The organism is Allomuricauda sp. ANG21, assembly GCF_040705235.1.
Lineage (GTDB): Bacteria > Bacteroidota > Bacteroidia > Flavobacteriales > Flavobacteriaceae > Flagellimonas > Flagellimonas marina.
This window is the reverse complement of the sequence record NZ_JBFCVT010000002.1, coordinates 610,540-624,821: the sequence shown is the minus strand read 5'-3', so window position 1 is coordinate 624,821 and position 14,282 is coordinate 610,540. Positions and strand designations below refer to the sequence as shown.

The window sequence follows — 14,282 nt, the reverse complement described above, 5'->3', positions numbered from 1 at the left end:
CAATTTTTTCTGAAGTATTAACTATGGACAACATCTACCTAGTAATTATGGTTGCCCTGGCCGTATTGGCTATTACGGATTTGGTCGTCGGTGTCAGCAACGATGCCGTGAACTTCCTAAACTCTGCCCTGGGGTCCAAAGCCATTTCTTTTAAGACAATCATGATTGTGGCGAGCATTGGAATTGCTCTTGGTGCAATGTCATCAAGTGGCATGATGGAAGTAGCTCGAAAAGGGATATTCAACCCATCCGAATTTGTTTTTGCAGAGATCATGATCATTTTCATGGCTGTGATGATCACCGATGTACTACTCCTAGATTTTTTCAACACTCTAGGAATGCCTACTTCCACCACGGTATCCATTGTTTTTGAGCTATTGGGTGCTGCTGTTGCCATGGCTTTAATAAAAGTTTCTGGAACTGGTGGTGGTTTTGAAGCCTTGGGAAGCTATATCAATACAGGAAAGGCTACCGAGATTATTGTGGGGATTTTATTGTCTGTGGCCATAGCCTTTACCATTGGCGCTGTTGTTCAGTTTTTTTCCAGAATGCTGATTTCTTTTCGGTTCAATGAGCAACCCAAATGGATTGGTTCCGTTTTTGGCGGGCTGGCCATTACCGCTATCATCCATTTTATCTTGGTAAAAGGATTAAAAAGTGCCAATTTGTTTAATGGAGTACTTACCGAAGTTGCCAACACACAACCTGAGCTTTTTTTACTGGGTAATTTTATCTTTTGGATGATTGTTTCTTTGGTGCTTACCACTACATTTAAACTTAACATCTACAAAATCATTATTACTTTAGGAACATTTGCTTTGGCCATGGCTTTTGCTGGCAACGATTTGGTCAACTTTATTGGTGTTCCCATTGCGGCTTGGCAATCTTTTCAGGATTGGCAGGCGTCTGGAATATCTGCCTCGGAATTTTCCATGGGAGGACTTGCCTCGGCTGTCCAAACACCAACGTATTTACTGCTGATTTCTGGATTGGTCATGATAATTACACTTTGGCTGTCCACCAAAGCCCGTTATGTAACAGAAACCGAAATCAACCTAGCCCGCGAAGGAGAAGGCGAAGAACGATTCCAACCCAACTTCTTATCACGTCAGATTGTAAAATTCTCCATGACAGCTTTTGATAGTTTGGCCAATACAGTCCCAAATGGATTTAGAAATCGTGTTTTGGGAAGGCTTACCAAACCCAACCAATATGTCCCAAAAGGCAAGGTACAGGATATGCCGGCTTTTGATATGGTAAGAGCTTCGGTAAACTTAATGGTGGCCAGTGTTCTTATTTCTGTAGCCACTTCTATGAAATTACCCTTGTCCACCACCTATGTTACCTTTATGGTGGCCATGGGAAGTTCTTTGGCAGACCGTGCTTGGGGTTCTGAAAGTGCAGTGTATCGGGTAGCCGGTGTATTGAATGTAATTGGAGGTTGGTTCTTTACAGCCATCAGTGCCTTCATATCCGCGGCCACTATTGCCTACCTATTACACTTGGGAGGTTTTGTTGCACTAATTGCATTATTACTTTTAGCAGGAATTCTTTTGGTAAGAAACTATTTGAGCCATACCCGAAAAAAAGTGGAAACCAAAGTAGAAGATATCCTCAGAAAGGCTGAAAGTAGTTCCATTCAAGGTGTTATTGAGGAAAGTGCCACCAACATTGCCAGCGTGGTTAAACGAAGCAATAAAATCTATTCAGGAGCCATCAATGGGTTGGCCAAACACGACCTTGAAGCTTTGAAAAAGAACAATAAAGGGGTTAAAAAGCTTGCTAAAGAAGTGGATGGTCTCAAAAACAACCTCTATTACTTTATCAAGAATTTGGATGAATCCAGTGTGGGAGGAGCCAGTAATTTTTACATCACCTTATTGGGAGTGCTCCAAGATTTTACCCAATCATTGGAATATATCTCGAAAGTGAGTTACACCCATGTGCTCAACAACCACAAAAAATTGAAGTACAATCAAATCAAGGAACTAAAAGATTTGGATCATTCGTTGGAAGGTCTGTTTGGCACAACAATGGAGACCTTTAGTAAAAAATCTTTTGAGAATATTGCCAACCTCCTAAATGAAAAGGATAAATATTATGAGTTGATTTCCGATAAGGTGGAAAAACAGGTGGCTCGCACCAGAACGGAGGAAACCAGTCCAAAGAATACCACCTTGTATTTTTCATTGCTCACCGAAAGTAAAGACATGGTAAAAGCCACAATAAAACTTTTGGAGCTTTATTATTCCGAGCATGACAGCACCGTGGAGCCAGCTCGAATAGAAAAGAACAAGGATAAATAGTCTAAAACTTTGGGCTTTATGAGACATCTCTTTTTACTTTTAACCTTGTGCTATGTTACCATTTCCCAAGCACAGGGTATTACTGGTTCAGAACTTCTGAGCAGAGCCATCGCTTTTCACGACCCCAACGGCAACTGGAAAACCTTTGATGGAGAGTTCAAAGTGCTCATGGAAAGCCCCAATTCGAGTAATCGGCTGAGCACCATATCCCTCAATACCCCACAGCAAAAATTCAGCCTTTTGGTTGAGAAGGATGGTGATTCTTATGGATATCACTTTGATAAAGGAATATGCAATGCCTTTCTCAACGGTTCAAATGAGATAAGTGAAGAAGATATAAAGTCGTACAGGCTTACGTGCGACCGTGGCGAAACCATGAAAAATTATTACACCTACCTCTACGGTCTTCCCATGAAGCTCAGGGACCCTGGCACCTTATTGGACGACTCAGTGCAAAAAAAGACCTTCAATGGAAAGGAGTATCTGGTGCTGAAAGTTACTTACGATGAGAATGTGGGCAACGATGTATGGTATTTCTATTTTGACCCAAAGAGCTACGCCATGGAAGTGTATCAATTTTACCATGATGAAAGCAAAAATGATGGGGAGTATATTCTTTTGCAAGGCTTGGAGGAAATCAACGGGATAAAAATGCCCAAGACACGGGCGTGGTACATGAACAAGGACAACAAATATTTGGGAACCGATATTTTGTCCAAATCCTAGTGAAAAGAAACTACTACCTATAAAAATTCATTTCATCCATATATTTCCAAACGGCACTTGGGAGCAGCGGTCTAATATTTTTCCCTTTTTTATGTTCCTTTCGGATAAAGGTTGATGAAATCTCCATAATGGGTGCATTTACCTTGGTGATTTTTGAGTTTTCTTTGAATTGATGGTCAACCTCCCCTTCAGAAATTCTCGGATACACATAAATGGAATAATGCTCCAAGATGGTCTCATAATTCTTCCATTTGTGAAAGCTTTTCAGGTTGTCCTCTCCCATAATAAGTGAGAATTTGTGGTCGCTGCCATATTGCTCGTTCAAATGAACCAACGTATTGATGGTGTAATTGGGTTGGGGCAAATCAAACTCAATTTTGCTAGGTTTTAATTTGGGATATTCCTGCACAGCCTCGTATACCATTTGGTAACGGTGATGGTCGTCCAATAACGATTGCTTGGTCTTAAAGGGGCTTTGTGGGGTAATCACGAACCACACCTCATCCAAATCTGAGAATTCTACCATATGGTTGGCTATCACTAAGTGGCCAACATGGATAGGGTTGAATGTGCCGAAAAAGAGCCCTACCTTTTTCATGGTGTTAATCTTCTTTTGAATCTGGGGTTTTGGCACCCACAAAATCGGCTACTAACTTATGGGCCTCTTTTAGCGCAACATCCAAATCGTAGTTTTTAATGATTTTATCAAACTGAGGGGCGGTGGCCAATTCTACGGACGCCTTAGCAATTCTCATATTGATTTTGTCATCACTTTCGGTGCTTCGCTTCTTTAACCGAATTTTCAATTCATCCACACTGGGTGGCTTTACAAAAACGGCCAATGTTTCTTCCGGAAACTTCTTTTTTATCCGAAGCCCCCCTGAAACATCAATATCAAAAATAACATTCTTCCCTTCGGCCCAAAGGCGTTCTACCTCGGCCTTTAAAGTGCCATAAAAGTTATCGCGATATACTTCTTCCCACTCCAAAAAATCACCTTGCTTAATATGCTTTTTAAACTCAGAAATGGACATGAAGTAATAATTCTCACCGTGTTTCTCCTTTCCTCTCCTTGGGCGGGATGTAGCCGAAATTGAAAAGGCAAGGTTCAGCTCTGGTTGGGCCAACAAATATTTGACAATGGTAGTTTTTCCACTTCCTGAAGGCGCCGAAAAAATGATGAGTTTACCCCCTTCTGTCATAGCACATTGAGCATTTGTTCCTTGATTTTTTCCAACTCATCCTTCATTTGTACCACCAATTGCTGCATGGGCGCATAATTGGCCTTGGAACCAATGGTATTGATTTCCCTACCTATTTCCTGGGCAATGAAGCCCAATTTCTTTCCATTGGAATCGTCCGACTTGAGAGTAGTTTCAAAATAACTTAAATGATTGGCCAAGCGAACCTTCTCCTCTGTAACGTCGTACTTTTCTAAATAATATATGAGCTCTTGCTCAAACCGATTCGCATCCAATTCAACTTTAAGGTCACTCACCGCTCTTTCCAAACGTTCACGCACGGTTGCCAAACGCTCCGGGTCCATAGCATTGACTTGATCAAGTAAAGATGTCAAATTTTTGATTCGTTCTACAAAATCCTGTTCCAAAACCTTGCCCTCCTCATTCCTAAATGTGGTTATCTCAGAAAGTGCCTGTTTCAGGGCCTCTTTTATGGCTTCATATTCAGATTCGTCAATGTCGTCCTTGTCCGTTTTTAGGGTATCGGGCATGCGCAACGCCAGTTCAAGCAATTTTATGTCATCGCCTTTGGCTAGTTGCGCCAATTGTTCCATGTATTTTTTTACCATGCCCTGATTCACCTCTGCTGTGGTCTCTTCGCCGGTAATCTCAACATAAAGTCCCAAATCTACCTTTCCGCGTACCAATACATCAGCTATCATTTTTCGAAGCTCCAACTCCTTTTCACGATATGATTGTGGAATTCTGGCATTGATATCCAAACTTTTACTGTTGAGTGATTTGAGTTCCACAGTAATTTTCTTGGATGGAAGCTGCGCCACGTGCTTCCCAAAACCGGTCATGGATTGAATCATATAGCAATAGATATTTTGCCAAAGGTAACCAAAATAGCTTTTGACCCCCTTGACCTGGTAAACGTGGAGTTTAAAATGAAATTAGTCCAACTCCCTTACCCAAATGTTTCTGTAGCTCACCCTACTATTGTCACCATGATCTTGGAGTCGAAGAGGACCTTTACCATGAACCGGGTTTTTAGGCCAACCAATGTAGGGCGTGGTTCCTTTGATTTCCACATGATCCTGAATCAAAACACCATTATGGATGACCGTTAGAGTTCCTGATTTAACTTTTTGACCCTTCTCAAATACAGGTTGATGATAAATAATGTCATACGTGTTCCATTCCCCTGATGGAACAGAGGCCATGGCCAAGGGGGTATGTTGCTTGTAAATGGACCCCACCTGTCCGTTCACGTAAGTGTCATTATTGTTGTTGTCCAACACCTGTACTTCGTACAATCCCGAAAGAAAAACACCACTGTTTGCACGGCTTTGACCTTTTCCTTGTATTTCAGCCGGCGACTTCCATTCAATATGAAGTTGGATGCTTCCAAAATTTTGTTTGGTTTGAATGTCACCCGTTCTGTTCTTTACCGTCATACTGCCATCATTGTTCACAATCCATTTTGCCGCGGTACTGTCAGCCATACTGACCCAATTGTCCAGATTAGTCCCATCAAAAAGAACAATGGCATCGCTGGGCGGTGCACCATCTTTTCCCGGGGTAACAACAGGTACAACGGGTTCGTAAAATTCGGTTTGTTCTGGTTTTGTGGGCTCCTCTTCTAGCTGGGCAAAACCGGTTGTGGCAATCAACCCCAACATTATCAACAAAATACTTTTTAGTTTTTGCATCCTATAATTCTTTAATCTTAATATTTCTATATCCAATCACAATGGGTTCTCCATGATGTTGGAGGGCGATCTTACCCGTTTTAAACTTGCCAAAATGCTCCCAATCGGCAAACTTTGATTTGGACACCATCTCGTTCCAAGCATCTCCATGGACAGGAAACTCCGCAACAGTGTTATCGTTCAAAATTACACTGCCTTCATTGGTCTTGTGGTTGATGGTAAGCACAAAATGATTCCACTCGCCAACTGGTTTTACCACGGTTGAGTCGGTAGGAATCATATCATATAAGGCCCCCGCTTGACGGGTCGGTCCATTTTTTCCATCAGGGTGGCCAATATTATCCAACACTTGGATTTCTGGTCCGGTTACATAGGGTTCTCCATACTTTTCATCTTCCACAACACCCCACATGACACCACTGTTGGCACCTTCGTTCACCATCCATTCCAAGGACAGTTCAAAACTGGTGTACTCCGTATCGGTAACTAGGTTGAAGTGTTTTCCATCGGATTCATCCAGCGAAGGATCAAAAATCATTGCGCCATCCTCCAATTTCCATGGCGCTCCAACTGCTCCTCCGTTGTAAATATGCCACCCATCAAAGGATGAACCATCGAACAGAACGGTCCATTCATTTGTTGATGGAGGAGGAACTTCTTTTTCAGCCCCTGCCATGGGGTCCGCATCAACTTCTCCTTGTTTTTCTTGTTTTCCTTTGCAAGCCAAAACCAGCACTGCGAAAATAATTCCTGCTACTTTTTTCATAAACCGAGTATATTTTTAAGTTTTTCTGTATCCACGTCAGCCCCGGCAAAATCATCAAAAGTTTTTTGGGTGGCTTCAATAATATGATCTTGAATGAATTTGGCACCTTCACGGGCACCTTGCTCCGGACTTTTAATGCAACATTCCCATTCCATTACGGCCCAAACATCGCATCCGTACTGCGTTAATTTGGAAAAGATGGTTTTAAAGTCAATTTGGCCATCGCCCAAGGAGCGATAGCGCCCAGCTCTATTTCCCCAGTCGTTGTATCCACCAAAGGCACCTTTCCTTCCCGTAGGATTGAACTCTGAATCCTTCACGTGGAAGGACTTGATGAATTCATAGTAAATGTCGATATACTCAATATAATCCAACTGCTGTAAGACAAAGTGGCTTGGATCATAGAGAATGTTCACCCGTTTGTGATTTCCAGTGGCTTCCAAAAAACGTTCAAAGGTATCCCCGTCATGTAGATCCTCACCTGGGTGAACTTCGTAGCATACATCCACACCTTCCTTGTCAAAATGATTCAAGATGGGCATCCATCGTTTGGCCAGCTCTTCAAAGCCCATTTCCACCAAGCCCGGAGGTCGTTGTGGCCAAGGGTGTGCCGTATGCCAAAGTAAAGATCCAGAAAATGTAGCATGTGCCTTAAGACCCAATCTACGGCTAGCGGTGGCTGCCTTTTTTACAGTTTCTACAGCCCATTTTGTGCGCTCTTTTGGTTTGCCATGCAGTTCTTTGGGCGCAAAATTGTCGAACATAATATCATAGGCTGGGTGAACGGCTACCAACTGTCCTTGAAGGTGGGTGGACAACTCTGTAATCTCAAGACCGTAGGAGTTTATTTTTCCTTTGAGCTCATCGCAATAATCCTGACTTTCGGCAGCTTTGTCCAAGTCGATCAGGAACGATTCCCAAGTTGGTATTTGAATTCCTTTATAGCCAAGGCCAGCGGCCCACTTGCATAATCCATCCAACGAATTGAACGGAGGTTGACTGTCCACAAACTGTGCTAAGAATACAGCCGGTCCTTTAATTGTTTTCATTTAAAATGGTTTTCTGAATCAACAAATCCGCAAAATATTGTGATTTATCTTCTATATTTAAAAAAATTTCTAGGATATTTTTACTTCCCATGTAGAAAACATAAATATAGGAATTAGCAAACAATTAAAAAGTATTACGGTGAACGAAAATACAGTTTATGATGCCATTGTGGTGGGAACGGGAATAAGTGGCGGATGGGCGGCCAAGGAACTCTGCGAAAACGGATTGAAAACCTTGGTTTTGGAACGCGGCCCAATGGTAAAACATATTGAAGATTACAAGACCATGCACGATGACCCCTGGGACTATCCTTTTAAAGGTGAATTGACCCGGGAAGACAAAAAAAAATATCATAAACAGTTACGGGTAGGGTGGGCGCCAAGAGATGATGTTAAACACTTCTTCGTTAATGATCTGGAACATCCTTACCAAGAAACCAAACGATTTGATTGGATTCGCGGTTACCAAGTAGGGGGCCGTTCCATTACGTGGGGCAGACAAAGTTATCGCTGGAGCGATGTGGATTTTGAAGCCAATAAAAACGAAGGTATTGCCATTGATTGGCCTGTGCGCTACAAAGATATTGCCCCGTGGTATGACAAGGTGGAATCCTATATTGGGGTTTTTGGGCAAAAATTGGGACTCAACCATTTACCAGACGGTGAATTTTTACCTCCTATGGAACTGAACTGTGTAGAAAAGGACCTTCAAAAATCCATGCAGGACAAGTTTGATGATGGCCGTCTTTTAACCAACAGTAGGGCGGCACACATCACTACAAGTGAAAAGCAATTTGAAGGGCGTGGTCCTTGTCAATATAGAGACAGGTGTTGGAGGGGATGTCCTTTTGGTGGTTATTTTAGTAGTCTTTCATCTACTTTACCTGCAGCGGAGCGCACCGGCAACATGACCCTCCGACCCAATTCCATTGTACATGAGGTTATTTATGATGATGCCCGGCAAAAAGCTACCGGGGTTAGGGTCATTGATCGGGAAACCCATGAAACCTTAGAGTTCAAGGGCAAGATTATTTTTTTGTGTGCCTCGGCCATGGCATCAACAGGGATTCTGTTGCAGTCCAAATCCAAAACATTCCCGAATGGCTTGGGCAACAATCATGATGAAGTAGGCAGAAACATTATGGACCACCATTACCAGTTGGGGGCCAGCGCAAAGGTGGATGGTTACCTAGACAAATATTACAAAGGAAGACGACCTTGTGGGTTCTACATTCCCAGGTTTGTCAACTTGAACGACAAAACCAAACAAAACGATTTTGTGCGCGGGTTCGGCTACCAAGGTGGTGCCAGCAGGGGCAATTGGCAAGAGACCGTTGCCGAGATGGGGTATGGGAAAAATTTAAAAGAAGCCATTTTACAACCCGGTGCTTGGCAGATTGGAATGACAGGTTTTGGTGAAATGTTACCACATCATGATAATAGGGTTACCCTGAGCAAGGACAAAAAAGACCAGTGGGGTCTTCCTCAATTGGATTTTGATGTGGAATTCAAGGAAAATGAACTCAAGATGCGGGAAGCCATCAAAAAGGAGGCAGTGGCCATTTTTAAAGCGGCTGGCTTTAGGGATGTGCACGCTTATGATACTGAAACAGGACCGGGGCTGGGCATTCACGAAATGGGCGGCGCAAGAATGGGGCATGATCCAAAAACTTCGGTACTGAACAAATACAATCAAGTGCATGATGCACCCAATGTGTATGTAACGGACGGTGCCTTTATGACATCGTCCAGCTGTGTTAACCCATCTCTGACCTATATGGCTTTTACCGCCAGAGCGGCCAACCATGCCGCTGAACAGTTTAAACAAAACAAATTTTCTTAAAAACCTGCTTATGGAAAATGCATCTGCCCGAAATATGTGGGGCGATTTTTTGGACGCCCATTTGGAATATGCTTCCAAAGAAGCACCAAAAGTGGTGCGCTTTTATGACAATGAAGAAGATGCCAACACTTGTGCCGATTTAATTTGTAAGGAGACCAAACGGGCCATTTCACATTCCCTGATCGGGATGCAGCAACGAAATGAACCCCTTCCGAAGATTGGGGAGTTTACGGTGGTCACCGACTGGAACGGAAATGCTAAGTGCATTATTAGGACTACCTCAGTGAAGTTGGTCCCTTATTTTGCTGTTCGGGAAGAACAAGCCCGACTGGAAGGTGAAGGTGATAAAAGCCTAGAACACTGGAAAAAGACCCATTGGCCCTATTTCTCACGAGAGCTTGCCCAGTATGGCAAGACGCCACGGGAAAGTATGATTGTGGTATTTCAAGGGTTTGAAATGCTCTTTAAACGATAAAAAAGAAGATGTCTAAAAGCCTGCTTTCGTCAACCTGAACTTGTTTCAGGTTCTCATAATGATGGGATTCTGAAATACCTTGCCTGCGGGCAGGCAGGAATTCAGAATGACATATTTCAATACTTTTTAGACACCCTCTTTTATTTTTTTGTCACGTGAACAAGGTTTAATCCAAATCCACCCAAACGTTTCCTTGTTTGTGTGAAGCCACAGAACTCTCAATAAAATTGAGACCTCGTACTCCATCCAACATGGTTGGGAACTCCCCGTCATTATATTTTTCACCGCGAATGGCCCTAGCAGCACCCAAATAGATGTTGGCCATGGCGTCAAAGATACCTTCAGGATGTCCAGGAGGTAATTTGGTGCCATCCAAAGAAAGCTTAGAGTTATACGCATGTCCTGGTTTTAACACTTGAAGTGGTTCTGGGTCATTCAACTTGTAGAGGTAGTTGGGGTTTTCCTGTTCCCATTTAAAACCTCCTTTTTCACCATAAATGGCAATGGTAAGTCCGTTTTCTTCTCCTGTGGCCACTTGGCTGGCACGAATGACACCCTTGGCATGTTTCCCCATGCGAATCAGCACCGTTCCGTCCACGTCCATTTGGTTGTCATCGTAGAGGTAATTAAAATCACACAACAGGGATTTTACCTGTAGCCCAGTGGTAAATTCAATCATATTGAAGGCATGCACCCCAATGTCTCCCATACACGAACTAATTCCCGCCTTTTTAGGATCTAATCGCCATACGGAAGAGCGTTTTTCCTTATCGTGAATGATGGGATTGATCCAGCCTTGATAGTATTGGGCATCCACTTTATGAATTTTGCCCAACTCACCGGCCTTGATCATTTCACGCATTTGCCGAACCATGGGATACCCCGTATAGGTATGGGTCACTGCAAAAACGGTTCCCGCTTTGTTCAGGGTCTCCTGTAAAATTTTTGCTTCTTCGTAGGTGGTGGTCATTGGTTTTTCACAAATGACATGGAACCCATTTTCCAACAATTTTTTGGCCATGGGAAAATGCAAGAAGTTAGGTGTTAAAATGGAACACACCTGAATCCGTTCATCCTCTGGAAGCTTCAACTCCTCCTCTACCAACGTATCAAAATCCTTGTAAATACGATTGGTAGGAACGTCGATTTCCTTTGCAAAGTCTATACTTTCTTCATAAACGGGGTTGAAGACCGCCCCTACAATTTCATAGTTGTCATTGATGAAGGAGGCCACTCTGTGCAATACTCCAATGAGCGAATCACCGCCACCTCCAAGAATTCCAAGTCTAATTTTTTTTGGCATACATCTTAATTTTTACTCTATTATTGAAACTTAATCTTCTGTCTGTACTTTCTTTCCTCGCATAAATATATACAATCCAATAAAGGCCACAATCAATATAGCGGGTAAGGCTGACATCGTTCGAAGCGCTTCATGTGCACTGGCATTGTCCATAAGGTTCCCCATTATGGGCAATACTATGGAGACAGAAAGCATGCCTGCAGCTCCCATAATGGATAATCCCAAAGCTCCGGTCTCTGGCAGGTATTCTGCAACAAAACCGAGCATGGTAGGCCAGAAAAAGGTAACTCCTATAGCAAACACCCCAGCGGCCAAAAATGTTCCAGAGCCACTTGTTATGGTCAACAACCAAAGGCCTATGAATGTAAATATTGCTGAAAAAAGAAGCATGCCAGAGGGTTGTAATTTATGAATGACCTGACCTGCAAAAGCTCTACCCAAAGCCATAATTCCGTTGATAAAAACAAGAACCAATAGTGGTATGGTACCAGATTCCTTTAACAAGGACTCAATACGTTGGGTGGTCCCCAATTCAGAGGCAGCCGTAAGCATCATACAAAGCACCATAAAAATGAAGAGGGGCTTACCAAGACTTGACAGCATTTTATTATTGGTTACCCCAAGGGCCACGCGTTCGGTAACAGGAAATTTTTGTCCATAAAACAATATCGCGTAGATAATCAATGGGATAAACAGAGTACCAACCATTATTTGCCAGCTAAGACCCATTACATCCATGACCAACCATCCTACAACGCCCCCTATTGCAATACCGCCTGGAAACCATACGTGAAAACGGTTCAACATTTTGGTCTTGCTCTTTGGATACATTGATGCGATCATAGGGTTAAGTGCCGCCTCAACAAAACCATTACCAATACCCACAAACAAAGTAGCAATGAAAAGTGAGGTCATATCTTTTGCCAAAATAGTCCAGACAATACCAATAGCATGGGTAATGAATGCAATCCATGTTATTTTTTTAATCCCCAAAAAATCCACCAAAGGACCGCCAAATAGCATAGCCAGGGTAAAGCCCCAAAAGGCAGGCGTAAAAGCATAGCCTATTTGTTCCAAGGTCAGTCCTACGCCTTCGGGTCCAAAAACGGTCTCTAGTCGTGCCCTTATTGCAAAAGTCATTGCTGTTACCAATAAGGCTACACAGGATGCAATAAAAAGTCTATTCTTGTTTACTTGTTCCATTAGGTTCAATTTAGTCAGTTAATTATTGTTTATATGATACATTTTCGTTTTTAAAGAAAATCATGAAAAGTATGGCCACACCCAAGGCGAAAAAGGCGGGGAATCGCCAAATGTTCATCCAATTATGCTGATTTTCACTTATGATATTGGTATCGGTAATCTGTCCGGCCACCCAAAATCCTATTAGCATTCCAACACCATAGGTAGCCAAGGTTATTAGCCCTTGAGCTGCACTTTTGTATTTAGGGCCTGCTTTTGTATCGGTATAAATTTGGCCCGATACAAAGAAAAAATCATAACAGATACCATGAAGTGCTATTCCAATCAATAACATAAAGGCCATTTCACCAGCATCGCCATAGGCAAATAATAAATATCGAATGGTCCAGGCCAACATACCGGCCATGATGGTCTTCTTAAACCCAAATTTGGTGAAGAAGTATGGCAGCAGCAACATAAATAGCACCTCTGAAGCTTGACCTATGGTCATTTTACCTGTGGGATTTCCCATTCCAATTTCAGATAGAAACGGATTCGCATTTTGATAATAAAATGCAAGGGGAATACAAATCAAAACGGATGAAATAAAGAAAATCAGAAAGTTTCTATCCTTCAGTAATTGTAGTGCCTCCAATCCTAGTACCTCGGAAATGCTCACTTTCTCATTTTTGTCGACTCTAGGCGGTGTTTTTGGCAAGGTAAAACTAAAAAGCCCCAATACGGCCGACGCCAAGGCCACCATTAGAAAGGTGTTCTTTAACATTCCTGATTGGATACCTTCAGGAGAGTCCCACAGAAATACGTAGCTGATTACAAGACCTGCTACTATCCAACCTATGGTGCCAAAAACCCGGATGGGCGAAAACTCCTTGGCCGGATCCTTCATTTGATTGAAAGAGATTGAATTTACGAGTGCCAGCGTGGGCATATACAAAATCATATAGCCCAATACATAGGGATAGAACAATGCAAAATCCGTGGTTTGGTACATTTGATACATGAGCAAGGCACCAATAATGTGCAGTATTCCCAATATCCGTTCTGCGTTAAAATATCTATCGGCTATGAGCCCTATAATAAAAGGGGCTATAATTGCACCCCAAGACTGGGTTGAAAAAGCTTGGGCCATTTCACTTCCTGTGGCATTTAAATTGTTCCCCAAAAAAGTTCCCAGAGTAACAAACCAGCCTCCCCAAATGAAGAATTCCAAGAACATCATGAATGAAAGCTGAAACTTTATTTTAGTGCTCATTGAGAGATTATCTTTTATAAAATATATAGTCCAAAGGTTCAGGAGCGATACCCGAATCCCTATAATCCTTTAAAATTTGGGCTCTGTGGTGTGTGGAATGGTTTACAACATGGAACAGAATGTCTTGTAGTTCGTTGGCAAAAGTTCTTCCCTCACTATTTTCATATTCTACTCTTTTATGCAGGTCGCTGGCATTGGTTATGATCTCAAACGAACTTCGCTGGTTGTCATAGTGAATGTCTTCCCAATGGGCAAAAGGGTGTTCTTGCCAAACACTATATTCAGATGAATTTCCCAAAATTCGTTGGTTCCAAATATGGTGTGTGTTCAAGATATGACTAAAAAGACGCGTGCAGTTCTCAGAAATTTCTTTCTGGGAACCACACTGTGCAATCAATTTTTTGTTGCAATAGAAATTATAGTCGAAGAGTTGTTGTAAAAATCCCTTCATACAGTCCTTAAC

General features: G+C 42.4%; 14 protein-coding genes. 4 read left to right on the top strand and 10 right to left on the bottom strand.

Going from position 1 to position 14,282, the window contains the following annotated elements:
• Nucleotides 1-23 precede the first annotated feature (23 nt).
• Both AB1A65_RS05160 and AB1A65_RS05155 read left to right on the top strand, forming a co-directional pair.
• Nucleotides 24-2,306 (top strand): inorganic phosphate transporter, encoded by a 2,283-nt coding sequence (locus tag AB1A65_RS05160; protein ID WP_366586311.1) that lies wholly within the window; start codon nt 24-26, stop codon nt 2,304-2,306.
• Between the two features lie 18 nt (nt 2,307-2,324).
• Nucleotides 2,325-3,032: a DUF6503 family protein gene (locus tag AB1A65_RS05155; RefSeq protein WP_366586308.1), complete on the top strand. Its 708-nt coding sequence runs from the start codon at nt 2,325-2,327 to the stop codon at nt 3,030-3,032.
• 13 nt (nt 3,033-3,045) lie between these two features.
• On the opposite strand, the gene nadD is transcribed toward AB1A65_RS05155, so the two are convergent.
• The 6 genes from nadD to AB1A65_RS05125 form a co-directional block, all read right to left on the bottom strand.
• On the bottom strand, nt 3,046-3,630 hold the full coding sequence (nadD, locus tag AB1A65_RS05150; protein WP_366586306.1) for a nicotinate (nicotinamide) nucleotide adenylyltransferase: 585 nt from the start codon (nt 3,628-3,630) through the stop codon (nt 3,046-3,048).
• A gap of 4 nt (nt 3,631-3,634) precedes the next feature.
• Nucleotides 3,635-4,234: a guanylate kinase gene (gene gmk, locus AB1A65_RS05145; RefSeq protein WP_366586303.1), complete on the bottom strand. Its 600-nt coding sequence runs from the start codon at nt 4,232-4,234 to the stop codon at nt 3,635-3,637.
• The gene (locus AB1A65_RS05140) at nt 4,231-5,088 is read right to left on the bottom strand and encodes a YicC/YloC family endoribonuclease (protein ID WP_366586301.1); all 858 of its coding nucleotides are present in this window, start codon (nt 5,086-5,088) and stop codon (nt 4,231-4,233) included. The genes gmk and AB1A65_RS05140 overlap by 4 nt, the downstream gene beginning before the upstream one ends.
• Before the next feature lie 81 nt (nt 5,089-5,169).
• Nucleotides 5,170-5,898: a DUF1080 domain-containing protein gene (locus tag AB1A65_RS05135; RefSeq protein WP_366587070.1), complete on the bottom strand. Its 729-nt coding sequence runs from the start codon at nt 5,896-5,898 to the stop codon at nt 5,170-5,172.
• 31 nt (nt 5,899-5,929) lie between these two features.
• Nucleotides 5,930-6,694 carry a DUF1080 domain-containing protein gene (locus AB1A65_RS05130; RefSeq protein WP_366586299.1) on the bottom strand — a complete coding sequence of 255 codons (765 nt, stop codon included), beginning with the start codon at nt 6,692-6,694 and terminating at the stop codon, nt 5,930-5,932.
• Nucleotides 6,691-7,743: a sugar phosphate isomerase/epimerase gene (locus tag AB1A65_RS05125; protein WP_366586297.1), complete on the bottom strand. Its 1,053-nt coding sequence runs from the start codon at nt 7,741-7,743 to the stop codon at nt 6,691-6,693. The genes AB1A65_RS05130 and AB1A65_RS05125 overlap by 4 nt, the downstream gene beginning before the upstream one ends.
• A gap of 139 nt (nt 7,744-7,882) precedes the next feature.
• Between AB1A65_RS05125 and AB1A65_RS05120 the strand changes: the two genes are divergently transcribed.
• Nucleotides 7,883-9,586, top strand: coding sequence for a GMC family oxidoreductase (locus AB1A65_RS05120; RefSeq protein WP_366586294.1), 1,704 nt, complete (start codon nt 7,883-7,885; stop codon nt 9,584-9,586).
• Nucleotides 9,587-9,596: 10 nt separating this feature from the next.
• Nucleotides 9,597-10,061: an ASCH domain-containing protein gene (locus tag AB1A65_RS05115; protein WP_366586292.1), complete on the top strand. Its 465-nt coding sequence runs from the start codon at nt 9,597-9,599 to the stop codon at nt 10,059-10,061.
• Nucleotides 10,062-10,227: 166 nt separating this feature from the next.
• On the opposite strand, the gene AB1A65_RS05110 is transcribed toward AB1A65_RS05115, so the two are convergent.
• Genes AB1A65_RS05110 through AB1A65_RS05095 form a run of 4 tightly spaced genes read right to left on the bottom strand, consistent with a single transcriptional unit; the run spans nt 10,228 to nt 14,270 of the window.
• Nucleotides 10,228-11,364, bottom strand: coding sequence for a Gfo/Idh/MocA family oxidoreductase (locus AB1A65_RS05110; protein WP_366586291.1), 1,137 nt, complete (start codon nt 11,362-11,364; stop codon nt 10,228-10,230).
• A gap of 30 nt (nt 11,365-11,394) precedes the next feature.
• Nucleotides 11,395-12,567, bottom strand: coding sequence for an MFS transporter (locus AB1A65_RS05105; RefSeq protein WP_366586289.1), 1,173 nt, complete (start codon nt 12,565-12,567; stop codon nt 11,395-11,397).
• A 22-nt stretch (nt 12,568-12,589) separates the two neighbouring features.
• Nucleotides 12,590-13,819 carry a nucleoside permease gene (locus tag AB1A65_RS05100; RefSeq protein ID WP_366586287.1) on the bottom strand — a complete coding sequence of 410 codons (1,230 nt, stop codon included), beginning with the start codon at nt 13,817-13,819 and terminating at the stop codon, nt 12,590-12,592.
• A gap of 7 nt (nt 13,820-13,826) precedes the next feature.
• The gene (locus tag AB1A65_RS05095; RefSeq protein WP_366586285.1) at nt 13,827-14,270 is read right to left on the bottom strand and encodes a DinB family protein; all 444 of its coding nucleotides are present in this window, start codon (nt 14,268-14,270) and stop codon (nt 13,827-13,829) included.
• Nucleotides 14,271-14,282 lie beyond the last annotated feature (12 nt).

Coding starts and splice junctions, on each gene's coding strand:
- AB1A65_RS05130 (WP_366586299.1), bottom strand. CDS start 6,694: ATGAAAAAAGTAGCAGGAATTATTTTCGCAGTGCTGGTTTTGGCTTGC.
- AB1A65_RS05115 (WP_366586292.1), top strand. CDS start 9,597: ATGGAAAATGCATCTGCCCGAAATATGTGGGGCGATTTTTTGGACGCC.
- gmk (WP_366586303.1), bottom strand. CDS start 4,234: ATGACAGAAGGGGGTAAACTCATCATTTTTTCGGCGCCTTCAGGAAGT.
- AB1A65_RS05105 (WP_366586289.1), bottom strand. CDS start 12,567: ATGGAACAAGTAAACAAGAATAGACTTTTTATTGCATCCTGTGTAGCC.
- nadD (WP_366586306.1), bottom strand. CDS start 3,630: ATGAAAAAGGTAGGGCTCTTTTTCGGCACATTCAACCCTATCCATGTT.
- AB1A65_RS05140 (WP_366586301.1), bottom strand. CDS start 5,088: ATGATTCAATCCATGACCGGTTTTGGGAAGCACGTGGCGCAGCTTCCA.
- AB1A65_RS05100 (WP_366586287.1), bottom strand. CDS start 13,819: ATGAGCACTAAAATAAAGTTTCAGCTTTCATTCATGATGTTCTTGGAA.
- AB1A65_RS05155 (WP_366586308.1), top strand. CDS start 2,325: ATGAGACATCTCTTTTTACTTTTAACCTTGTGCTATGTTACCATTTCC.
- AB1A65_RS05110 (WP_366586291.1), bottom strand. CDS start 11,364: ATGCCAAAAAAAATTAGACTTGGAATTCTTGGAGGTGGCGGTGATTCG.
- AB1A65_RS05160 (WP_366586311.1), top strand. CDS start 24: ATGGACAACATCTACCTAGTAATTATGGTTGCCCTGGCCGTATTGGCT.
- AB1A65_RS05095 (WP_366586285.1), bottom strand. CDS start 14,270: ATGAAGGGATTTTTACAACAACTCTTCGACTATAATTTCTATTGCAAC.
- AB1A65_RS05135 (WP_366587070.1), bottom strand. CDS start 5,898: ATGTTGGGGTTGATTGCCACAACCGGTTTTGCCCAGCTAGAAGAGGAG.
- AB1A65_RS05125 (WP_366586297.1), bottom strand. CDS start 7,743: ATGAAAACAATTAAAGGACCGGCTGTATTCTTAGCACAGTTTGTGGAC.